The organism is Streptomyces sp. NPDC126503 (assembly GCF_040302405.1).
Lineage (GTDB): Bacteria > Actinomycetota > Actinomycetes > Streptomycetales > Streptomycetaceae > Streptomyces > Streptomyces gulbargensis.
Map to the genome: position 1 here is coordinate 288076 of NZ_JBEORS010000003.1, position 21203 is coordinate 309278.

17 protein-coding genes and 1 pseudogene are annotated in these 21203 nt (G+C 75.3%); 14 read left to right on the top strand and 4 right to left on the bottom strand.

The features are described from left to right. The first annotated feature begins 207 nt into the window (after positions 1–207). From bioD to mug, 9 genes and pseudogenes are all read left to right on the top strand, one after another. Positions 208–945 carry a dethiobiotin synthase gene (gene bioD / locus ABTY40_RS06475; RefSeq protein ID WP_352058462.1) on the top strand — a complete coding sequence of 246 codons (738 nt, stop codon included), beginning with the start codon at positions 208–210 and terminating at the stop codon, positions 943–945. A 4-nt stretch (positions 946–949) separates the two neighbouring features. Next, on the top strand, positions 950–1294 hold the full coding sequence (locus tag ABTY40_RS06480) for a VOC family protein (RefSeq protein ID WP_352058463.1): 345 nt from the start codon (positions 950–952) through the stop codon (positions 1292–1294). Positions 1295–1354: 60 nt separating this feature from the next. Further along, entirely contained in the window at positions 1355–2230 is an 876-nt protein-coding gene (locus ABTY40_RS06485; protein ID WP_352058464.1) for a TIGR03621 family F420-dependent LLM class oxidoreductase, read from the top strand. 89 nt (positions 2231–2319) lie between these two features. Further along, a pseudogene (locus ABTY40_RS06490) lies at positions 2320–2824 on the top strand (GNAT family N-acetyltransferase). Between the two features lie 219 nt (positions 2825–3043). Next, a complete protein-coding gene (locus tag ABTY40_RS06495) occupies positions 3044–4384 on the top strand; it encodes a hemolysin family protein (RefSeq protein WP_352058465.1) in 1341 nt (446 codons plus the stop codon). Continuing rightward, on the top strand, positions 4381–5400 hold the full coding sequence (locus tag ABTY40_RS06500) for a hemolysin family protein (protein ID WP_352058466.1): 1020 nt from the start codon (positions 4381–4383) through the stop codon (positions 5398–5400). Before ABTY40_RS06495 ends, ABTY40_RS06500 begins: the two co-directional genes overlap by 4 nt. 172 nt (positions 5401–5572) lie before the next feature. Then, positions 5573–6382: an SGNH/GDSL hydrolase family protein gene (locus ABTY40_RS06505; protein WP_352058467.1), complete on the top strand. Its 810-nt coding sequence runs from the start codon at positions 5573–5575 to the stop codon at positions 6380–6382. A 73-nt stretch (positions 6383–6455) separates the two neighbouring features. Continuing rightward, positions 6456–7898 carry an adenylosuccinate lyase gene (gene purB / locus ABTY40_RS06510; RefSeq protein WP_352058468.1) on the top strand — a complete coding sequence of 481 codons (1443 nt, stop codon included), beginning with the start codon at positions 6456–6458 and terminating at the stop codon, positions 7896–7898. Between the two features lie 29 nt (positions 7899–7927). Beyond that, entirely contained in the window at positions 7928–8458 is a 531-nt protein-coding gene (gene mug, locus ABTY40_RS06515) for a G/U mismatch-specific DNA glycosylase (protein WP_352058557.1), read from the top strand. Between the two features lie 48 nt (positions 8459–8506). On the opposite strand, the gene ABTY40_RS06520 is transcribed toward mug, so the two are convergent. Further along, complete coding sequence (locus ABTY40_RS06520; protein ID WP_352058469.1) at positions 8507–8944, bottom strand: hypothetical protein; 438 nt, start codon at positions 8942–8944, stop codon at positions 8507–8509. Positions 8945–9095: 151 nt separating this feature from the next. Between ABTY40_RS06520 and ABTY40_RS06525 the strand changes: the two genes are divergently transcribed. Beyond that, a complete protein-coding gene (locus tag ABTY40_RS06525) occupies positions 9096–10253 on the top strand; it encodes an ROK family transcriptional regulator (RefSeq protein WP_352058470.1) in 1158 nt (385 codons plus the stop codon). A gap of 70 nt (positions 10254–10323) precedes the next feature. Here the strand turns inward: ABTY40_RS06525 and ABTY40_RS06530 are convergent, their stop codons facing one another. The 3 genes from ABTY40_RS06530 to ABTY40_RS06540 form a co-directional block, all read right to left on the bottom strand. Beyond that, a complete protein-coding gene (locus ABTY40_RS06530) occupies positions 10324–11064 on the bottom strand; it encodes a GntR family transcriptional regulator (RefSeq protein ID WP_352058471.1) in 741 nt (246 codons plus the stop codon). A 255-nt stretch (positions 11065–11319) separates the two neighbouring features. After that, positions 11320–12159, bottom strand: coding sequence for an RNA polymerase sigma factor SigJ (sigJ, locus tag ABTY40_RS06535; protein ID WP_502990505.1), 840 nt, complete (start codon positions 12157–12159; stop codon positions 11320–11322). A 332-nt stretch (positions 12160–12491) separates the two neighbouring features. Continuing rightward, positions 12492–13493: an EamA family transporter gene (locus ABTY40_RS06540; RefSeq protein WP_352058473.1), complete on the bottom strand. Its 1002-nt coding sequence runs from the start codon at positions 13491–13493 to the stop codon at positions 12492–12494. Positions 13494–13644: 151 nt separating this feature from the next. Between ABTY40_RS06540 and pdxR the strand changes: the two genes are divergently transcribed. The 4 genes from pdxR to ABTY40_RS06560 all read left to right on the top strand — a co-directional run bounded on the left by pdxR (position 13645) and on the right by ABTY40_RS06560 (position 21145). Then, on the top strand, positions 13645–15129 hold the full coding sequence (gene pdxR / locus ABTY40_RS06545; RefSeq protein WP_352058474.1) for a MocR-like pyridoxine biosynthesis transcription factor PdxR: 1485 nt from the start codon (positions 13645–13647) through the stop codon (positions 15127–15129). A 220-nt stretch (positions 15130–15349) separates the two neighbouring features. Then, complete coding sequence (locus ABTY40_RS06550) at positions 15350–16930, top strand: alkaline phosphatase D family protein (RefSeq protein WP_352058475.1); 1581 nt, start codon at positions 15350–15352, stop codon at positions 16928–16930. A gap of 139 nt (positions 16931–17069) precedes the next feature. Then, on the top strand, positions 17070–18440 hold the full coding sequence (locus ABTY40_RS06555; RefSeq protein ID WP_352058476.1) for an SWIM zinc finger family protein: 1371 nt from the start codon (positions 17070–17072) through the stop codon (positions 18438–18440). Then, positions 18437–21145 (top strand): DUF7824 domain-containing protein, encoded by a 2709-nt coding sequence (locus ABTY40_RS06560; RefSeq protein WP_352058477.1) that lies wholly within the window; start codon positions 18437–18439, stop codon positions 21143–21145. Before ABTY40_RS06555 ends, ABTY40_RS06560 begins: the two co-directional genes overlap by 4 nt. Positions 21146–21203: the final 58 nt, after the last annotated feature.

A 21203-nucleotide genomic window follows, 5' to 3' on the forward strand; every position in this document is an offset into this window, starting at 1 on the left:
CGGGACCCCCGCCGGTGCCGGCGGGGGCCGGATGCCCGGCGGGCCGTCCGCCGGCCCCGGCCCACCCGTTCGCGGCGCGCGCTTCCCCGCCCGTACGGCCCGGCGCCCACGCGGCTCCCCGGTCCGCCCGGAGCCGTACGCCGGCCCCCGTGCGGGCCCCCTCACGGCCCGGCCCCGCCGGGTCTCTCCCAGCCAGGAAGGAACAGCATGAGCATCATCGTCGTCAGCGGCACCGGCACCGAGATCGGCAAGACGGTCGTCACGGCGGCCGTCGCCGCCGTCGCCACCGCCGCCGGGCGCTCGGTCGCGGTCCTGAAGCCCGCGCAGACCGGGGTCGGACCGGACGAGCGGGGCGACGCCGACGAGGTCGTACGGCTCTCGGGGGCGGCGGCCTCGGCCGAGCTGGGCCGGTTCCCGGAGCCGCTGGCGCCGGGCACGGCGGCGCTGCGGGCCGGGCTCGCCCCGGTCGGGCCGCGCCAGGTCGCCGAGGCGGCGCGCGCCCTGGCGGCCGAGCACGATCTGGTGCTCGTGGAAGGCGCGGGCGGGCTTCTGGTCCGCTTCGACGAGGAGGGCGGCACGCTCGCCGACGCGGCCGGTCTGCTCGGCGCGCCGGTCCTCGTGGTGACGCCGGCCGGTCTCGGGACGCTCAACTCCACGGCCCTGACGGCCGAGGCGCTGCGGGCGCGCGGGATCGACCAGCTCGGCGTGGTGGTCGGCAGCTGGCCGGCCGAGCCCGACCTGGCTGCGCGCTGCAATCTGGTGGATCTTCCGGAGTCGGCCGCCGCCCCGCTGCTCGGGGCCGTGCCGGAGGGCGCGGGGGCACTCGACCCGGCCGCCTTCCGCGCGGCGGCGGGCGGCTGGCTGGCCCCGGCGCTCGGCGGGACGTGGGACGCGGCCGCGTTCGCCGCGGCTCAGGCACCGGCGGCCCTGGGCTCCGTACGCTGACGGCATGCGCGCACACGTACAGGAGATCGTCGTCGACTGCGGTGACCCGGCCCGCCTCGTCCGCTTCTGGGCGGGGCTGCTGGGCGGGGAGCCGGTCGACCGGAGCGCCGACTGGTCGTACGTGGATCCGCCCGGGTTCACGCGCCTGGCGTTCCAGAGGGTGCCGGAGGGCAAGACGGTCAAGAACCGCGTCCACCTGGACGTGGAGGTGGCCGATCCGGTGGCGGCGGCCGAGGAGGTGCTGGCACTCGGCGCGCGGCGGTCCGGTGGCCTGGTCACGGACGAACAGGGCTCGTTCCAGGTGATGTCCGACCCCGAGGGCAACGAGTTCTGCTTCGTGACGGGATGATCTTGATCCGGTCCGGAAGGTAGGTTCGGGGGCGGAGACCGACAACGAGGGGAAGCCGCCGTGGAGTCGCCGTTCCGATTCGCCGTCAACATGCTCAAGGAACCGGAGTCCGGGGGCGAGTGGCGCAGCCGCTGCCGCCGGGCGGAGGAGCTGGGCTACGACGTCATCCTGGTGCCCGACCACCTGGGGATGCCGGCGCCGTTCCCCGCCCTGGTGGCGGCGGCCGAGGCCACCACGCGCCCCCGGTTGGGCACCTTCGTCCTCAACGCGGGTTTCTGGAACCCCGCGTTGCTCGCCCGCGAGGTGACGACGACGGCCGCCCTGACCGGAGGCCGCCTCGAACTGGGCCTGGGCACCGGCTACGTACGGGCGGAGCACGAGCGGGCCGGCATCCCCTTCCTGCCGCCGGGCGGCCGGGTGGACCATCTGGCGCGGGTCGCCGGGGAGCTGGAGCTGTCCGGGGCGCTGAAGGGCGGCGAGGGGTCGCCGGCCGTTCCGCTGCTGATCGGCGGCAACGGGGACCGGGTGCTGCGGCTCGCGGCGCGGCACGCCGACGTGACCGCCTTCTCGGGGGGCCGGTTCACCGGCGAGTCGGTGACGGTGCTGACGGCGGAGGAGCTGGCCGCCCGGGTCGCGGCGTACCGCGGCTTCGAGGAGGCGGCCGGGCGCACCGCTCCGGCGGAGCTGAACCTGCTGATCCAGCGCGTGGCCGTGACGGAGGACCCGGCCGCCTGGGCGGCGGACTTCCTGCCGAGCGCCCCCTACCTCACGGTGGAGCAGATCCTCGGCCTGCCGATCGTCGCGGTGGGGACGGTGGACGGGATCGCGGAGCGGTTCCTGGCGCTCCGGGAGCGGTTCGGCTTCTCGTACTTCACCGTGCTCGACGACGCGATGGAGACGTTCGCCCCGGTGATCGCGCTGCTGCGCGGGCGGTGACGCCCGCCTCCGCCGCCACGCCCCGGTGGCCCGTCCTGCTCCGTGGAACGCGGTCGACGCCGGCGGTCCGGCGGTGGTGGGATCTCCTCATGAACGATCTTCGGATACGGGCCGCGGTGGCGGCCGACATCGACGCCGTGCTCGCCTTCTGGAAGGTGGCCGCGGAGGGGACGAGCATCAGCGACGACCACGCCGGGGTGGCGCGGCTCGTCGAGCGGGACCCCGAGGCGCTGCTGCTCGCCGAGCGGAGGGGCGGGCCGGACACGCCGGGCGCCCGCGGGAGCGGGGGAAGGGGCCGGTGTACTCGTCGGGACGGTGATCGCCGGCTTCGACGGCTGGCGGTGTCACCTCTACCGGCTCGCCGTCCACCCCGGCCACCGCCGCCGGGGCATCGGCCGCGCCCTGATCGCGGCGGCCGAGGAGCGTTTCGTACGCCTCGGCGGGCGGCGCGTCGACGCGATGGTGCTCGACAGGAACCGGCTCGGCCGGGCGGCGTGGCGGGCGGCGGAGTACGGCGCCGACGAGGAGTGGACCCGCTGGGTGAAGCCGCTGGCCCCGATGGCCGCCCCGGCGGCGAGGCCGGACACGCCCTGACCGGCCTGGCGCTTTGCCCGTCCTTTACCCTGGACGGGCAGAATCGATCGACCGATCAACCCGATCACTCCGACCGTCCTGGTCGATTTCCGGTACGACCGAAAGGTGTGAGCGTCCGCCCATGGGCGAGCCTCCCAGTAGCCCCACCCGCGGCCGACATCGCGCGGTCCGCCCCTCCCTGACTGATCATGGGTCTCGTCGAGGGACGGAGGTGAAGCGGTGACCGAGGTACTGCTGCTGCTCGTGGCGCTGCTGCTCTCCGTCGCCTGTGGTGCCTTCGTCGCCGCCGAGTTCTCGCTGACCACGGTCGAGCGCGGCGAGCTGGAGGCCGCCGCCGGACGCGGCGAGCGTGGCGCGGCCGGCGCCCTCGAGGCCGTCCGGTCGCTCACCTTCCAGCTCTCCGGGGCCCAGCTCGGCATCACCGTGACCAACCTGATCGTCGGCATGCTGGCCGAGCCGTCGATCGCCGCGCTGATCCGGGGGCCCGCCGAGGCGGTGGGCCTGTCGTCCTCGGTGGCCTCCTCCGTCGCGCTCGTGCTCGGCACGGCCCTGTCCACCGTGGTCCTGATGGTGGTGGGCGAGCTGGTCCCGAAGAACTGGGCGATCTCCTCGCCGCTGGCCGTGGCCAAGGTGGTGGCCACCCCGCAGCGGGTCTTCACGGCCGCCTTCAAGCCGCTGATCGGCCATCTGAACAACACCGCCAACCGGATCCTGCGGCGTCTGGGCATGGAGCCGGCGGAGGAGCTGGCCTCGGCCCGTTCCCCGCAGGAGCTGGTCGCCCTCGCCCGGCACTCCGCCCGGGAGGGCGCCCTGGAACCGGACACGGCCGAGCTGTTCGTCCGCACCCTCAACCTCGCGGAGCTGACCGCCGAGAACGTGATGACGCCCCGCGTGCAGGTCACCGCACTGGAGGTGCAGGCCACCGTCGAGGACGTCGCCAACGCGACCCGGGCGACCGGGCTGTCCCGCTTCCCCGTCTACCGGGGCAACCTCGACACGGTGGTCGGCATCGCCCACGTCAAGGACGTCCTGGCCATACCGGCCGCGGAGCGTCCGCGCCGCCGGATCGGCGAGATCCTGCGCGAGCCGCTGCTCGTGCCGGAGACGCTGACCGTGGACCGGCTCCTCGACCGCCTGTCGGGCAGGCAGACCATGGCCGTCGTCATCGACGAGTACGGCGGTACGGCCGGGGTCGTGACCCTGGAGGACATCGTCGAGGAGGTCGTCGGCGAGGTGCGCGACGAGCACGACCCGCACGAGACGCCCGACCTGGCGCGGGCGGGCGAGGACGCCGACGGCCGCGCGCTGTGGTCCGCCGACGGAGCCGCCCGCACGGACCAGCTGCGCACGATCGGACTGCGGGTGCCGGACGGCCCGTACGAGACGCTCGCGGGCGTGCTCGCGACGGAGCTCGGCCGGATCCCGGCCGTCGGCGACAGCGTGGAGCTGGCCGGCTGGCAGCTCGACGTGGTGGACGCCTCGGGCCGCCGGGCCGCGCGCGTCCTGCTGCACGCGCCGGCCGGGACCGACGGGGACGAGACCGCGGAGGCGGGCCGATGACCGCGATCCAGTTGCTGATCGGCCTGCTGACGCTGGTCGTCAACGCCTTCTTCGTCGGCGCCGAGTTCGCCCTGATCTCGGTGCGCCGCAGCCAGATCGAGCCGCTGGCCGAGTCCGGCGACCGGCGGGCCCGCAGCGTCATGTGGGGTCTGGAGCACGTCTCGGCGCTGCTCGCCGCGGCCCAGCTCGGCATCACCCTGTGCACCCTGGTCCTGGGCATCGTGGCCGAACCGGCCATCGCCCATCTGCTCGAACCGCTCTTCGACGCGGCGGGGGTGCCGCACGGTCTGGTGCATCCGATCTCGTTCGTGATCGCCCTCTCGGTGGCCACGTACCTGCACATGCTGCTGGGCGAGATGGTGCCGAAGAACATCGCCCTGGCCGAGCCGACGCGGACGGCGCTGGCGCTCGGCCCGCCGCTCGTCACCCTGGCGCGGGCACTGCGGCCGGTCATCTTCGCGATCAACGCCTTCGCGAACGCGCTTCTGAAGCTGCTGCGGGTGGAGGCGAAGAACGAGGTGGCGGCCACCTTCTCGGACGACGAGCTGGCCCGGATGGTCACCGACGCCGGTGACGCGGGGCTGCTGGACGACCGGGCCGCCGAGCGGCTGCACGACGCCCTCGAACTGGGCCGCCGCCCCGTGCGGGACGTGGTGATGCCGGTGACGCGGGTCATGTACGCGCAGGTCGGAACGACACCGGAGCAGCTGGAGGCGCTGTCCGCGCAGTCGGGCTTCTCCCGCTTCCCGGTCGTCGACTCCGGCCGCCGGATCCTCGGCTACCTGCACGTCAAGGACGCCCTGGACATCACCCCGCGCGACCTGCCGTTCCCCGTGTCGGCCCTGCGGCCGATCGCCCGGGTGCGGGCGGCGACACCGCTGGACGACGTCCTGACGGCGATGCGGCGCAGCCGGACCCATCTGGCGGCGGTGCTGGACGAGGACGGCAAGCTGGCCGGTCTCGTGACCATGGAGGACGTGCTGCGTGAGCTCGTGGGGCGGCCCGCGGCGTCCTGAGGGACGCCCGGCGGGTGCGCCGGCGGCTCGCCGGGAGGTGGGCCGCCCGGTGCGCGAGCCGGCGGACGCGGGCGGAGGGTCCCGGCGGCACGCCCCGGGGCACTCCGCCCCGTCGGGCCGGGGCGGTTCACGGCGACCCCCCTCGCATACCGCGCGGTATGATCGCTCCGCCATGGAGATCAATGCCGCATACAACAGTTTCGTCGCCCTGGGCGACAGCTTCACCGAGGGCATGTCGGACCTGCTGCCCGACGGCTCCTATCGGGGCTGGGCCGACGTCCTCGCGGGCCGCCTGGCCGCCCGGAACCCCGACTTCCGGTACGCCAACCTCGCGGTGCGCGGCAAGCTCATCGGCCAGATCGTGGCGGAGCAGGTGGACGCGGCCGCCGCGATGGAGGCCGACGTGGTGACCCTCGTCGGAGGGCTCAACGACACCCTGCGGCCCAAGGTCGACATGGCGCGGGTACGGGACCTGCTCACCGAGGCGGTGGAGCGCCTGGCGCCCACCTGCGGCCGGCTGGTCCTCATGCGCAGCCCGGGCCGCAACGGCCCGGTGATGGAGCGCTTCCGGCCCCGGATGGAGGAGCTGTTCGCCCACCTCGACGCCCTCGCGGCCCGGCACTGCGCCCTGGTGGTCGACCTCTACGGCGAGCCGGTGCTCGGCGATCCCCGGCTGTGGGACGTGGACCGGCTGCACCTGACGGCGGAGGGCCACCGTCGGGTGGCCGAGGCCGTGTGGCAGGCTCTCGGCATGCCCCCCGAGGAGGACTGGCGCGAGCCGCTGCCACCCGTGGGCCGCCCGCGGTGGGCGACCCGGCGGATCGCGGACGCCCGGTTCGCCCGGGAACACCTGGGGCCCTGGATCGGCCGGCGGCTCACCGGCCGATCGTCGGGTGACGGACGCGCCCCCAAGCGCCCCGAGCTGCTGCCGTACGAGCCCGGGAGCGTGCCGTCCGAGGCGGGGCGCCGGACCTCCCCGTGAGCTGCGTCTCGTAGCAAGCTCCAGCCCGTACCGTGGCGTTGGCCTGCACGAACCGCCAGTAGAATCAGGACACGTGACTGCTGCCACGGTGAAGCCCCGTATCCCCAACGTCCTGGCCGGCCGCTACGCCTCCGCGGAGCTCGCCGTCCTCTGGTCCCCCGAGCAGAAGGTGAAGCTGGAGCGCCGGCTGTGGCTCGCCGTGCTGCGTGCGCAGAAGGACCTCGGGATCGAGGTTCCCGACGCGGCCCTCGCCGACTACGAGCGCGTGCTCGACCAGGTCGACCTGGCCTCCATCGCGGAGCGCGAGAAGGTCACCCGGCACGACGTGAAGGCGCGCATCGAGGAGTTCAACGCCCTCGCCGGACACGAGCACGTCCACAAGGGCATGACCTCGCGCGACCTCACCGAGAACGTCGAACAGCTGCAGGTCCGGCTCTCCCTGGAGCTGATGCGGGACCGTACGGTCGCCGTCCTGGCCCGCCTGGCGAAGCTCTCCGCCGAGTACGCGGAGCTGGTCATGGCCGGCCGCTCGCACAACGTCGCCGCGCAGGCCACCACGCTGGGCAAGCGGTTCGCGACCGCCACGGACGAGCTCCTCGTCGCCCACGGCCGGCTCGAGGAGCTCCTCGGCCGCTACCCGCTGCGCGGCATCAAGGGCCCGGTCGGCACCGCGCAGGACATGCTGGACCTGCTCGGTGGCGACGCCTCGAAGCTGGCCGAGCTGGAGAGCCGGATCGCCGGCCACCTCGGCTTCGCCCACGCCTTCACCTCGGTCGGCCAGGTCTATCCGCGCTCGCTCGACTACGACGTGGTCACGGCCCTGGTGCAGCTGGCCGCCGCTCCCTCCTCGCTCGCCAAGACGATCCGCCTGATGGCGGGCCACGAGCTGGTCACCGAGGGCTTCAAGCCCGGCCAGGTCGGCTCCTCGGCGATGCCGCACAAGATGAACACCCGCTCCTGCGAGCGCGTGAACGGCCTGATGGTCATCCTGCGCGGCTACGCGTCGATGACCGGCGAGCTGGCCGGCGACCAGTGGAACGAGGGCGACGTGTCCTGCTCGGTGGTCCGCCGCGTGGCGCTGCCGGACGCGTTCTTCGCGCTGGACGGCCTCCTGGAGACCTTCCTCACCGTGCTCGACGAGTTCGGCGCCTTCCCCGCCGTGATCGCCCGCGAGCTCGACCGGTACCTGCCCTTCCTCGCCACCACCAAGGTCCTCATGGGCGCGGTCCGCGCCGGTGTCGGCCGCGAGGTCGCCCACGAGGCCATCAAGGAGCACGCCGTCGCCTCCGCCCTCGCGATGCGCGAGCGGGGCGCCGAGCGCAACGAACTGCTCGACAAGCTGGCGGCCGACGAGCGCATCCCGCTGGACCGGGCGCAGCTCGACGAGCTGATGGCGGACAAGCTGTCCTTCACGGGTGCCGCCGCCGACCAGGTCGCCTCCGTCGTCGCCCGCGTCGAGGAGATCCTCAAGCAGCACCCCGAGGCCGCCGCCTACACGCCCGGAGCGATCCTCTGACCCGGGCCCCCCGGTTCACCCAGCAGGAGCTGGAGGCCGCTCGCGACCGCGTCGTCCCGGACGTCGTCGCGAGCGGCCTCTCCGTGCTGTTCTGCGGGATCAATCCGGGCCTGATGTCGGCGGCGACGGGCCATCACTTCGCCCGTCCGGGCAACCGCTTCTGGCCGGTGCTGCACCTGTCCGGGTTCACCCCGCGGCTGCTGCGGCCCGACGAGCAGGAGGAGCTCCTGTCGTACGGCCTGGGGATCACCAACGTGGTGGCGCGGCCGACCGCCCGGGCCGACGAGCTGAGCCGCGAGGAGTACCGCGAGGGCGGCCGGATCCTGGCGGAGAAGGTGGAGCGGCTGGCACCGCGCCTGCTGGCGGTGGTCGGGGTGACGGCGTACCGGACGGCGTTCGACGAGCCGAAGGCGGTCATCGGACCGCAGGAGCGGACGGTCGGCGCGACCCGCGTCTGGGTGCTGCCGAACCCGAGCGGGCTGAACGCCCACTGGACGGCGGCGACGATGGCCGAGGAGTTCGCCCGGCTGCGCGAGGCGGCGGGCGCACCGGAGCTCTGACGGCGTGCCGGCAGCGTCACCCTACGGGGGCGGGTGCGCCGGCCGGGGTCAGGGCGGGTCGACCGTGGTGACGAGGGCGAGGAGCTGGAACGGCAGCTCCTTGTCCCACTGCGAGACGCCGAGGCCGACCCAGTGCCCGTCCGCCCGCCACAGCCGCAGGTCCGGGACGTGGCAGCTCAGGGTCGCCCACGGCTCGGGTATGTCCTCGCCGTCCATGCTCCGCTCCAGGACGGAGTGGAGGCTCAGCTCGGACGGCGGGCCCCAGCGCGCGGTGAGCAGGACGGAGAGCCCGTCCCGTTCCGCTTCGTACTGCTCCTCGGCGAGCGCGCGGCCCGTGCCGTCGTCCTCCCAGAACTCCTCGCTCGTGGCGAGCTCACCTATGTGGAAGCCGGGCCCGCTGTCGAGGACCCCGGATCGCTCCGGGCGGGCCGGGAAGGCGCGGGCGCGGAGCAGGTCGAGGGTCGCCAGGTGCCGTGCCGTGGTCATGGGGCCAGTAAACCCTCCCCCACCGACAGTTGGCGTCCCGTCAGGAGCCGGGGCGGCTGCCCGGCCGGCGGCGCCCGGGGCCGCCGCTCGCCGCGTCCCCACCCATTGAGTACCATCCGGCTCAGACGCGCACGAGCTGGGAGGACACACGGTGGGGCGGCTGACCGGCGGGGATCCGTCTCTTCTGCGGCGGATCAACTCCGCGGTGGTGCTCCATGCCCTGCGGGGTGCCGACGCTCCGACCCTCACGGACCTGACCCGGATCACGGGCCTGTCCCGGCCGACGGTCGAAGGGGTCGTCGAGGGCCTGATCGGGAGTGGGCTCGTCGTCGAGGCGGCGCCCGAGGAGGGCGAGGCGCGGCGCCAGGGGCGCCCGGCCCGGAGGTTCCGCTTCCGCGCGGAGGCGGGGCATCTCCTCGGTGTCGAGATCGGCCCCCACCGTGTCGCCGCCCTCCTCTCGGGCCTGGACGGCCGGATCATCGGTGCCGGATCGCGCGAGGTGTCGGAGTCGGCGCCCGAGGACGAGCGGCTGGAGAGGGTGCGGACGGTCGTGGCCGACGTGCTGCGCCGGACCGGCGTGGCCCGGTCGAACCTGCGGGCCGTGGGCGTCGGCACGCCGGGGATCGTGGAGGCGGACGGCACGGTACGGCTGGGCACGGCGCTGCCCGGCTGGACGGGTCTCGCGCTCGGCGAGCGGCTGCGGCGTTCCTTCCGCTGCCCCGTGATCGTGGAGAACGACGCGAACGCCGCGGCGGTCGCCGAGCACTGGAAGGGCGCGGCGACCGACTCCGACGACATCGTCTTCGTCCTGGCCGGGCTCAGCCCGGGGGCCGGCTCGCTGATCGGCGGCCGGCTGCACCGGGGGTACGGCGGCGCGGCGGGCGAGATCGGCGCGCTGCACCTGCTGGGGCGCGAGGTCACTCCGGAACACCTGCTGTCGACGACGGACGAGCCGCTGCACCCGCTGGACGAGCAGGCGGTCGCCGAGGTGTTCGCGCTGGCCCGGCAGGGTGACGTACGGGCGCGGGCGGCGGTGGAGCGCTTCATCCAGCGGCTCGTGCACGACGTGGCGGCGCTGGTCCTGGCGCTCGACCCCGAGCTGGTGGTGGTGGGCGGCTGGGCCGCCGGTCTGGACGGGGTGCTCCAGCCGCTGCGGGAGCAGCTGGAGCGGTTCTGTCTGCGTCCGCCCCGGGTCGCGCTCTCCCTCCTCGGGGAGGCGGCGGTGGCCACGGGCGCCCTGCGGCTGGCCCTGGACCATGTCGAGGAGCAGCTGTTCGCCGTCGAGGGAACGGTGACGGCCCGCCGCTGACCGCCCGGGAGGGCGGCCGCCGGCGGGCCGGACCGGGGCCTGGAGGACCGGTGGTGCGGGTGTCCCGGTCTCAGGAGGCCATGACCAGGTCGACGGAGTCGCCGAAGGTGAGGCGGCAGGTGTCGGCGCGGTAGGTGGCCACGGAGATCGCGGCCGTACGCCCCTCGGAGAGGTAGCGGGTCGTCACGACGAGCACGGGCGCGCCCGGCAGCCGGTCGAGCTCCTTCGCGTCGTCCGCGCGGGCCGAGCCGAGCTCCACGGAGCGGTCCTGCCCGTCCAGGGCCAGGTGGTGGAGCTCCCGCAGGACCGAACGGGCCCGGGCCGGGCCGGCCGGGGCGTCGATGGCGGTGAGCCCGGGGACGGAGCCCTCGGGGACGTACAGCAGCTCGGCCGCGACCGGCTGGCCGTGGGAGACGCGCAGGCGGCGGACGATGTGCACCCGCTCCTCCGCCTCGGTCTCCAGCGCCCGCGCGACGGCGGGCGGCGGCACGTCGACGGCGGAGTCGAGGGACTGCCAGCCGTCGTCGCCGGCGCCCGGCCAGGAGTGCTGGGTGGTGGAGACGTCGACGCCGACGCGCGGCGGGGCGACCGTGGTGCCGACGCCCCGGCGGCGCTGGAGACGGCCCTCCAGCTCGAGCTGTTCGAGGGCCTGGCGGAGCGTGGCCCGGGCGACGCCGAAGCGTGCCGCCAACTCCCGTTCGTTGGGCAGGATCTCCCCGACCGCGAACTCGGAGTCGAGCGCTTCGCCGATCACCGTCTTCAGGTGCTGGTACTTGGGCTCCGGCACCGGTTCCAGCTGAGTGGTCCCCACCCTGATCCTCCGCAATCGCCGTGTCCCGCGGCGTCTTTTCCGCGCCCTTGTTTATTAAAGGTTCCTGCACTAACTCTGCGACCATAAGACGAGCCACACCCTTGGTCAAGACCAATCCTCGGCCGAAGGCGTCCAAATGTGACCCTCTGACCTGGATCGTTCACAGGACGTTCGCGCTCCGGCAGGGCGCGCGCGGCGGACCGCCCCGCCTCCGGCGCGGAGACGGGGCGGGCGGAAGGGCGGCCGCGGCGGGGGTCAGAGGCCGGTGAGGCCGCGCAGCTTGTCGGGGTTGCGGAGCAGGTAGACGCGGTGGACGCGCCCGTCGAGCACCTCCAGCTGCAGGACGGAGTCGGGCCGTCCGTCCACCAGGGTGACGACGGCCGGGGCGCCGTTGATCTCGGCGAAGCGGTGGACGTGCGTGATCCGCACCGGCGGGGCCACGGCGGCGAGGAAACGGCCGACCTTGTCGGCGCTCTCGATGATCCGCAGCGGCGCCTTGGCCTTGCCGCCGCTGTCGCCGACGAGCCGGACGTCCGGGGCCAGCAGCGCGAGCAGCTCGCCCAGGTCGCCGCCGGCCGCGGCCGCGAGGAACCGCTCGGTGAGTTCCCGGCGCTGGGCAGGGTCGACGTCGTACCGCGGTCTGCCCTCGTCGACATGGCGCCGGGCGCGGCCGGCGAGCTGCCGGACGGCCGGCTCGCCGCGGTCCAGGACGGCGGCGATCTCCGCGTACGGGAAGCCGAAGGCCTCGCGCAGCACGAAGACGGCGCGCTCCAGCGGCGAGAGGGACTCCAGGACGACGAGGACGGCGAGCGAGACGGAGTCCACGAGGAGGGCGCGCTCGGCGGTGTCGGGCACGGCCGGGCCGAAGTCGGTGAGGACCGGCTCGGGGAGCCACGGGCCGACGTAGGACTCGCGGCGGGCCCGCGCCTGGCGGAGGCGGTCGAGGGCGAGCCGGGTCGTGACGCGTACGAGGAAGGCGCGGGGCTCGCGGACGTCGGAGCGGTCGCCGGCGGTCCAGCGCAGCCACGCCTCCTGCACGACGTCCTCGGCGTCGGCGACACGGCCGAGCATCCGGTAGGCGACGCCGAGGAGCATCGCGCGGTGCTCCTCGAAGAGGGCGGTCGGCGCGTCGACGCCGTCGCCGGCCGCGTCCTGCCCGGATCGGGTGGCGGTCTCGGTGTCGGTGGGGATGTCGGTGGGCACCCGGCCATCCCAGCCGACGGGGGTCCCGCTGTCCAGTTCCGGCCGGGGCTCGAACACCCGGCCACCGGCGTTCACCGGACGCTCGCCGCGGGCCGGACCGCGCTCGTCCACGGTTTCCCGGCGGTCCCGGCCACCGTCCACCCGGGGCGCCCGGGACCGGCCGCTGCCGCGCCGTCGGAACGTACGCGCCCCCGTGGACGCTCTCCGGCACCCGACTCGGCCGACTACCCGGCCACGGGCGCCTGCCAGGGAACGGCGGCCCCGCTCTCGTCGCCCGCGCCGCCCGCGTCGTCCTGGACGACAGCCGCTGACGGAGCGGCCGGGGCGGCGGGCGTGGCCGGGGTGGCCGTCCGGCGGGTGAACAGGCCCGTGCCGAGGGCCGCACCGGCCCCCACGAGGAGGGCGCCGGCCGCCTGCGGCAGGCCGAAGGCGGCCGTACCGACGAGGGCGGCGCTCAGCGCGGCGGCCACCGGGATCGCCCCGGTGTAGAGCGTGGCCCGCTCCACCCCGATCCGCTGCACGCCCATGTAGAAGAGGACGAAGCCGACGACCGTGGCCAGCGCCGCCTGCCAGACCAGCGCGCCCGCCTCCACGGCCGTCGGCGTCCGCAGGAAGTCCGTCCCGTCCACCGCGAGGCCCAGGAGCGCCGACTCGGCCGCCCCGATCCCGCAGACCACGGCCGTCAGGAGCTTGGGGCCGAGGACCCGGAGCACGGGTACGGCGAGCACGGTGAAGCCGACCTCGCCGGCGAGGGCCGCCACCGAGTAGCCGAGCCCCGCCAGGTCCGTACGCCCCCAGCCCTGCACGGCGAGGGCGCCGGCGGCGACGAGCAGGGCCCCGTACAGGACGGCGCGCGCGGGCCGGCGGCCTTCGGCGAGGGGCACGAGGACCGCGACGACGACGGGGGCGCAGCCGACGAGGACCCCGGGGACGGCCGGTTCGGCGGTCCGCTCGGCGGCCAGGACCGCGAGGTTGAAGCCGACCATGCCCACGGCCGCGAGCGCGGCGAGGCGTACCCAGTGACGTGTGGTCAGGAGCCTGAGTGGGGCGAGGCCGCGGCGGCCTCCGAGCAGGGGAAGCAGGAGGAGGCAGGCGGCCGCGTAGCGCAGCGCCTGGCCGCCCGCGTACGGGTAGTCGCCGAGCAGGCTGTTGGCGGTGAAAGAGGCGCCGACGAGGGCGTAGGCGAGGGTGACGAGCAGCACCCCGCGCAGGGAGTTGGCGTTCATGGTCCGACCGTAGGAACGCGGGCGGTTCGGTTTAAGGTCCACTTCCATGACGTCATCGGGGACCACATGGGGTGGACGGGCGGGGCGGGACGAAGCGGAAGCGGCACCGGGGGGACGTACGGGCCCCGGTGAAGGGGCGGCCGCCGGAGGAGTGACGGCGGCCGGGACGGGGCCGGGGCCCGGGACGGGGCCGGGGCCCGGGACGGGGCCGGGGCCCGGGACCGCTGGGCAGCCGGCCTGGGAGTTGTTGCTGCCCGCGGCCGGGGCTCCGGCGCGGCGGCGGGGGCGCGCGCTCCAGGAGGCGCTGCGCGAGGCGGTGCGCTCGGGCCGGCTCCCCGCGGGGACCCGGCTGCCGTCGAGCCGTGACCTCGCGGCCGACCTCGGCGTCTCGCGGGGCCTGGTCACCGAGGCGTACGAGCAGCTCACCGCCGAGGGTTATCTGCGCAGTGACCGCGGGTCGGGGACGTGGGTGGGCGGAGCCGCCCGGGCGGCCGTCAGGGGCGCCCGTGACCTCGCGCCGCGCGCCCCCGGCGTACGCGTGGACTTCCGGCCCGGGACCCCGGACCTCTCGCTCTTCCCGAGGTCCGCGTGGGCGGCGGCGCAGCGGACCGTTCTCGCGCGGACCCCGCACAGCACGTTCGGTTACCCCGACCCGCGTGGGCTGCCGGAACTGCGGGAAGCGCTCGCGGCGTTGCTGACGCGGCGGCGCGGGGTGGTGGCCGATCCCGAGCGGCTGGTGGTCTGCTCGGGAGTCGCGCAGGCCTCGACGCTCATGGGGTTCGCGCTGCGGGGGCGGGGGGTGCGGACGGTGGGGATCGAGGACCCGGGCAGCCCGGAGCACGGGCGGCTGTTCGCGTCGACCGGCCTCGGGACGGTGTGGCTGCCGCTGGACGGGGAGGGGCTGCGGCCCGGACCGCTCGCCGCCTCCGGGGTGGGCGCGGTGGTCGTGACGCCCTCGCACCAGTTCCCGTCCGGCATCGCCTGGTCCGCGGACCGCCGGGCCGCGCTTCTCGACTGGGCGCGGACCGCCGGCGGCTACGTCCTGGAGGACGACTACGACGGTGACTTCCGCTACGACCGGGCGCCCGTGGGTGCCCTTCAGGGGCTCGATCCCGAGCGCGTGGCGTACGCGGGCTCGGTCAGCAAGTCCCTCGCGCCGGGGCTGCGGCTCGGCTGGATGCTGGTGCCGGAGGCCCTCGTGGACGAGGTCGCGGAACGCAAGCGGACGATGGACCTCGGCAATCCGGTGCTCGACCAGGCGGTGCTGGCGGAGTTCGTGCGGAGCGGCGCCTACGACCGGCACCTGCGCCGCTGCCAGCGCGCCTACCGGGAACGCCGTGACGCGCTGCTCGCCGCGCTCGCGGAGTTCCTGCCGGGGACCGCCGTGTCCGGGATCGCCGCCGGACTGCACGTCATCGCGCGCGTACCGGCGCGTTTCGGCCCGCCGCAGCGGTTCCTGGAGCGGGCGGCGGAGGCGGGGGTGGCGCTGCGCCCTCTGGAGGATTACGGCACGGGGCGTCCCGCGGACGGGGACGTACGGCTGGTGATCGGCTACGCGCACCTGACGCCGCCGGTCCTCGCGGAGGGGATCCGGCGGGTGGCGGAGGCGGTGGGGGCCGGCGGCACGCGCGCGTGAAGGGCGGGTGGGATCCGGGGGCCGGGCACGCGCCCGAGGACGGGGGCCGACACGCGCGCGTGGACGAGCCCGCAGCGGGGCGTGCGAGGGCCTGGGGCCTCCGGTGCGCCGCCCGGGCGGGTGATCTGTTCACGCGGGGTTCGCTCGGGCGCCGCTCCCGGCCGTTAGGCAGGGGGCGGCGCGATCACCCGCGCCACCGCCGTCGTCCCCTGGAGGTCCCATGTCCGAGCCCGTTCCCGTCCCCTCCCCCGCGCGGCGCCAGGTGCTGCGCGGCTCGCTGGCCGCTTCCGCCGCTCTCGCCCTGGGCGGGACGGGCCTCGCGTCGGCCCCGGCGTTCGCCCTTTCGGGACGGCCCCGGGCCGCCTGGGGCGTGCAGACTGGAGACGTCACCGCCCACTCCGGCCTGGTGTGGGTACGCGCGGACCGGCCCGCCCGGATGATCGTGGAGACCTCCGCGACCGACTCGTTCCGCCGCGTGCGGCGGCACCACGGGCCGCTGCTGGGCGCCGGCACCGACTTCACCGGAACGACCGCCCTGCACGGGCTGCCCGCCGGGGAACAGATCCACTACCGGGTCGTCCTATCGGACCCGGACGACCCTCGGCGCACCGGCGAACCGGTGGCCGGAACCTTCCGCACGGCTCCGGAGCGGCGCCGGGACGGGATCCGGTTCCTGTGGTCCGGGGACATCGCGGGGCAGGGCTGGGGCATCAACCCGGAGATCGGCGGCTACCGCGCGTACGAGGAGATGCGCCGTCTCGACCCCGACTTCTTCCTGTGCAGCGGGGACACGATCTACGCGGACGGGCCGCTCCAGGAGCGGGTGACGCTGCCCGACGGGCGGATCTGGCGCAACGTCATGACGGCGGAGAAGGCGAAGGTCGCCGAGACCCTCGACGAGTACCGGGGCAACTTCCGCTACAACCTCCTCGACCGTCACGTCCGGGCCTTCAACGCCCAGGTGCCGTCGGTGGTGCAGTGGGACGACCACGAGGTGCGCAACAACTGGTACCCGGGGCAGATCCTGGACGACGCGCGGTACGGGGAGAAGAACGTGGACGTGCTCGCCGCCCGCGCCGCGCGCGCCTTCGGGGAGTACTTCCCCGGGACGCTGCGGGCGCGCGGCACCGAGCGCCGGATGTACCGGGTGGTGCGGTACGGGCCGCTGCTCGACGTGTTCGTGCTCGACATGCGCTCGTACCGGAACGCCAACTCCCCCGGCCGGCAGGCGGACGACACCACCGGCATCCTCGGCGCGGAGCAGCTGGCATGGCTGAAGCGGGAGCTGTCCCGGTCGCGTGCGGTGTGGAAGGTGCTCGCGGCGGACATGCCGCTGGGGCTGGTCGTGCCGGACGGCGCGGCGAACTTCGAGGCGGTGGCCCAGGGCGATCCGGGCGCGCCGCTGGGCCGGGAGCTGCAGATCGCGGAGCTGCTGCGGTTCGTCAAGCACCGGCGGATCACCGGCACGCTGTGGCTGACGGCGGACGTGCACCACACCTCCGCGCAGCACTACGCGCCGGAGCGGGCGGCGTTCCAGGACTTCGCGCCGTTCTGGGAGTTCGTGTCGGGGCCGCTGGCGGCGGGCGGGTTCCCCGCGAGCCGGCTGGACGGCACCTTCGGCCCGGAGCGGGTGTTCGTGCGGGCTCCGGAGCGGGCGAACGTGTCGCCGATGGAGAGCCCGCAGTACTTCGGCGAGGTCGACATCGACGGGGACGGCGGAGAGCTGACGGTGCGTCTGCGGGCGGAGGGCGGGACGGTCCTGTTCACCACGGTGCTGCAGCCGGGGCGCGTCGGGCAGTGACTCCGGTCTCCCGCGCGGTCCGGGGGCGGCGGCGACTCCGGCCCCCTCCCCCGCTCACGGTCCGGGGGCGGCGGGCAGCGGCTCCCTCCTCCCCCGCGCGATCGGGGCGTTGTCAGTGGTCGGGCCTACGGTCTTTCCCATGACGCGATCCGTACAGGCGCTCGCCTACGCACGCCCTTCCGCGCTGGAGTCCACGGGCTCCGGGCGGCTTCTCGGTCTGGAGACGGCCGGGGGCCTCACCCCTCGCGGGGCCGAGGCCCACCCCCGGTTCTTCTCCGGCTTCCTGGCCTCCCCGCAGGTCGCCGCGCGCGGCCTGCTCGCCGTCGCCGATGTGGCGGCGGCCCGCTACCACCAGCGGACACGGCCGGGTTCGCTGGACCCGGTGGTGACGGGGAACGGGGACCGGCTGCGGTTCGAGTCCTTCTCCGGCTGCGGCGGGGTGTACGCGCGCCTGGACGTGCTCGACGAGGGGCTCGGCGGTGCGGAGACCGGGCACGGCACCACCAATGTGGACGTCAACGATCCGCTGCGGGAGGCGCTGTCGCGGATGGCGGGGGACGATCCGCTGCATCTGCGGGTCGGGCCCGAGGGGATGGCGGTGACCACCCTCGGCGGGGCGGTCGTGGAGAAGAAGGTGCCGCTGCCGGACCGCTGGCTGCGGGGCTTCGCCGAGGCGCAGGTGGCGTCGGCGCGGTTCGATCTGCGGGCGGAGCTGACGGGGGCCGAGGCGGTCCGTTTCCTGCGGTCGCTGCCGCGTGCGCGGAGCCGGGGCCGGGCACCGCTGTGGGTCATTCAGTCGGGCCGGACGCTGCGGCCGACGACCCGGCCGGGCCCGGGCGCGGTCTGTCTGCCGGGTCCCGACCGGCTCGCGGCCCTGGAGCGGGTGCTGCGGTACGCGACGGGGCTGCGGGTGTACGGGCCGGTGCCGGACGGCCTCGCCGCGCCGAGCGCATGGGAGGTCGTGCTTCCGGGGATGCGGCTGACGCTGACGCTCTCGCCCGACCCGGCACGGGGCTTCTCCGGTGAGGGCGGGGTCCTGGAGGCGCTCGCGACCGAGGAGGCGGCGCAGGACGCGGAGCTCGTCGCGGTGCTGCTGGCCTGGGAGCCGAGGATCGATCCGGCCGACCTGGCGGCGCAGGCCGGGCTCACGGCCGAGCGGGTGCGGGCGGCGCTGACGCGGCTCGGCACGGCCGGCCGGGTCGGGTACGACGTGGCGGACGCGGCCTACTTCCACCGCGAGCTGCCGTACGACGCGGACCGGGCCGAGCGGCACAATCCGCGCCTGGTGGCCGCCCGGGAACTGGTCGCCGGGGGCGCGGTGACGCTCGACGGCGATCTCGCGACGGTGCTCTCGGGCGAACGGCGCTACCGGGTGCGGCAGGCGGACGGGGCGCTGAGCTGCACCTGCCGGTGGTGGACGGACCACCGCGGCCGGCGCGGGCCGTGCAAGCACGCGCTCGCGGTGCGGATGGCCCGGCGGGGCGCGGTGCTCGTGGAGGCGGGCCGATGACGGCCGCCGGGGTGGAGACGACGGTGGAACGACGGGGGACGGACGGGGAGATGACGGTCGAGAAGCTGGTCGAGGCGGTGCGCGCGGGGCGGGCCGACGAGGTGCCCGCGCTGCTGGAGCCGCTGGACGCGGCCGCGCGCAAGGAGGCGCTCGCGCGGCTGAAGGCGCTGCGGTCCGAGGTGCGCGCCTGGGACTGGAAGCGGTGGAACGAGGCGTCCCGGATACGGCGGGCGCTGCACGTGGCGGGGGCGGGCTGCCACACGGGCGCGGCGGCCACGGCCTCCTGGCTGGGCGGCCGGGATCTGCTCGGCTGGCGCACGGACGACGCCGGTCCGGTGCTCTCGGTGCTCCGGGACCGCGACCCGGCCTGGCTGGCCGACGTGGCGGGCCGGCTCGCGGCCCGCAGGGCGGTGGCCGAGAGCTGCTACGACCTCGTCCACGGGCTCGTCGTGCGCTCGGGCCGTCCGGCGCCCGCCACCGACGGGTACGTCATCGGCTGGACGCGGAAGGTCACCGGGGACCGCCTGCTGGAGCGGCTGCGGGAGGACCCGCAGACCCCGGTCCTGGTGGCGCACGCGATCTCCATGGCCGACGCGCCCGACGCCTTCACCTGGCCTCTGCCCCCGGCGGCGGTCACCTGGCCGGCGGCGGTCGCGGCGCTCGTCGCCGACGGCGTCCTCGACCGGGCGACCGTGGTGGACCTGGCGGTGTCCCGTCTGTTGCGCGGTGGCCGCCCGCGTGACCTGCGCTTCCCGCTGGAGCTGCTGCGGCTGCTCGCACCGGACGTGGCGGAGCACCGGGAGCGGGTCGCGGACTGGATCGGGATGACGGCCGACGCGCCGTCGCCGGTCGCCGGTTACGCGCAGGAGGTGCTGTCCGGCCTCGCGGCCGAGGGGGCGCTGCCGACCGCCGCGCTGGCCGAGATGACGGCCGGGGTGCTGTTCCGTCCCGAGAAGAAACTGGTGAAGGCCCAGCTGGTACTGGTCGGGAAGGTGCTGGCGCGTGACGCCGGCGCGGCGGGTGAGCTGCTGCCGGTGGTGGCCGAGGGTGCCTTCGGGCACGAGGACACGGCGCTGCAGGAGCGGGCCCTGAAGCTGGTGGGGCGCCATCTGGAGGCGGTGGACGGGGCGGTGCGGCGCGAGCTCGCCGGGGCGGCGTCGCTGCTGAGCCCGGTGCACCGGGCAGCGGCGACCGCGGTGTTCGGCGACGTCCCGGACGGTGCGGAGTTCCCGTACGAGGAGATCCTTCCGCCGGTGCCGGAGCCGCAGCCCCTCGCCGCGCCGCCGGCGACGGTGGAGGAGCTGATGGAGGACCTGCTCGCACTGCGCAGGTCCGAGGGGCCGATGGAGCTGGAGCGGGCCCTGGACGGTCTGGTGCGGCACGCGCACCGGGACCGGGCGGCGGTGGCCGAGGCGGTGGGGGAGGCGTTCGCGAAGGCCTTCTGGCAGGAGTCGCAGTACGTCGCGCGTGAGGGGTTCGACTACTTCGCGCACACCCCGCACGGGATCCACGTGGTGCTCGCCGCGCTCGTGGGCCAGGTGCGGAAGTCCCGGATCGAGCAGGGCCGGCGGCAGCCGCTGCCGTCCTCCTCGTGCGTCCACGCGGCGATGGACGCGGTGCGGGACGCGCGGCTGTGGGAGGCGGCGGACCTGATCGGTACGGGGGCGCTGCCGTTCCTCCTGGCGACCCCGACCCGGCACACGGGCGGGATCGATCCGCTGGTTCTCGTGGAGCGGCTGAGGGCCTACGCGGAGGCGGGGGTCGAGCCGGCGCCGGCGGATCTGGCGCAGGCGCTGCTGCGGGTCCGGCGGGACGATCCGTCGGCCGAGCGGGCGGCCGGGGAGGCGGCGGCGCTGGAGGGCGCGGCCGGGGAACGGCTGGCCGGGTGGCTGCGGGCGGAGGCTCCGGTGGCGGCGTCGGTGCGGTTCCACGAGCGCGGGTCCGCCCGGTCCGAGGGGCGGTGGTGGCTGGTGGACCGGATCCTCGTCGCGTTCGAGGACCGGCCCGTGGTGCGGGAGTTCCCTTCGGCGTTCCGGTGGCTGGGCGGCGGGCTGCTGCCGAACGCCCGCCGCTGCTACCACTCGGGGTGGGCCCCGGCCCACTGGGCCACGCAGCTGCCCGCCGACCGTGAGGTGCTCGCCGCCGCCCTGCTGTCCTCCGTGGCGAACGCGGTGGACGGCGATACGGTCCGTGGTGTGACGGAGCCGCTGACGCTGCTGTCCGAGGCGGAGGGCCGGGGCGGGCGGGCGGTCTCCCTCGTCCTCGCCTTCGGGCTGGGGTGTGTGGACGCCGACGACCGGCTGCGGGCGGTCGACGCGCTGCTGGTGCTCGCGGCCCGGGGGGAGCTGGACGCCCCGGGGCTGGGCGAAGAGGTGGCGTGGCTGGTCGCGGAGGGCTCGATGAAGCCGAACCGGCTGGCGGACGCGGTACGGACGGCGGCGGCCACCGGGGCGTACGGGACGGTGTGGGCGGTTCTCGCGGCGGCGTTGCCCGGGCTCCTCGGGGCGGAGAAGCCGGTGCGCGGGCTCGGGGAGGTCCTGGCGGTGGCCGCCGACTGCGCGGAGCGGTGCGGCGCCACGGGAGAGGTGCCGGGGCTCGCGGACGTGGCCCGGGCGAAGGGCTCCTCGCAGCTGGTGACGCAGGCCCGGCGACTGCTGAACACACTCCATCGGACGACCGATCAGAACAAGACACAAACGGTCTGAATCGGCCGCTAAGGCACCAGATCGGCACTTAACCCGTCAGTCACAGAACGTTCGTGAT

Excerpts from the sequence above, each read along its gene's own strand:
- bioD (WP_352058462.1), top strand. The coding sequence starts at position 208 with ATGAGCATCATCGTCGTCAGCGGCACCGGCACCGAGATCGGCAAGACG.
- ABTY40_RS06480 (WP_352058463.1), top strand. The coding sequence starts at position 950 with ATGCGCGCACACGTACAGGAGATCGTCGTCGACTGCGGTGACCCGGCC.
- ABTY40_RS06500 (WP_352058466.1), top strand. The coding sequence starts at position 4,381 with ATGACCGCGATCCAGTTGCTGATCGGCCTGCTGACGCTGGTCGTCAAC.
- ABTY40_RS06505 (WP_352058467.1), top strand. The coding sequence starts at position 5,573 with ATGGAGATCAATGCCGCATACAACAGTTTCGTCGCCCTGGGCGACAGC.
- ABTY40_RS06520 (WP_352058469.1), bottom strand. The coding sequence starts at position 8,944 with ATGACCACGGCACGGCACCTGGCGACCCTCGACCTGCTCCGCGCCCGC.
- sigJ (WP_502990505.1), bottom strand. The coding sequence starts at position 12,159 with ATGCTCCTCGGCGTCGCCTACCGGATGCTCGGCCGTGTCGCCGACGCC.
- ABTY40_RS06540 (WP_352058473.1), bottom strand. The coding sequence starts at position 13,493 with ATGAACGCCAACTCCCTGCGCGGGGTGCTGCTCGTCACCCTCGCCTAC.
- ABTY40_RS06550 (WP_352058475.1), top strand. The coding sequence starts at position 15,350 with ATGTCCGAGCCCGTTCCCGTCCCCTCCCCCGCGCGGCGCCAGGTGCTG.
- ABTY40_RS06555 (WP_352058476.1), top strand. The coding sequence starts at position 17,070 with ATGACGCGATCCGTACAGGCGCTCGCCTACGCACGCCCTTCCGCGCTG.
- ABTY40_RS06560 (WP_352058477.1), top strand. The coding sequence starts at position 18,437 with ATGACGGCCGCCGGGGTGGAGACGACGGTGGAACGACGGGGGACGGAC.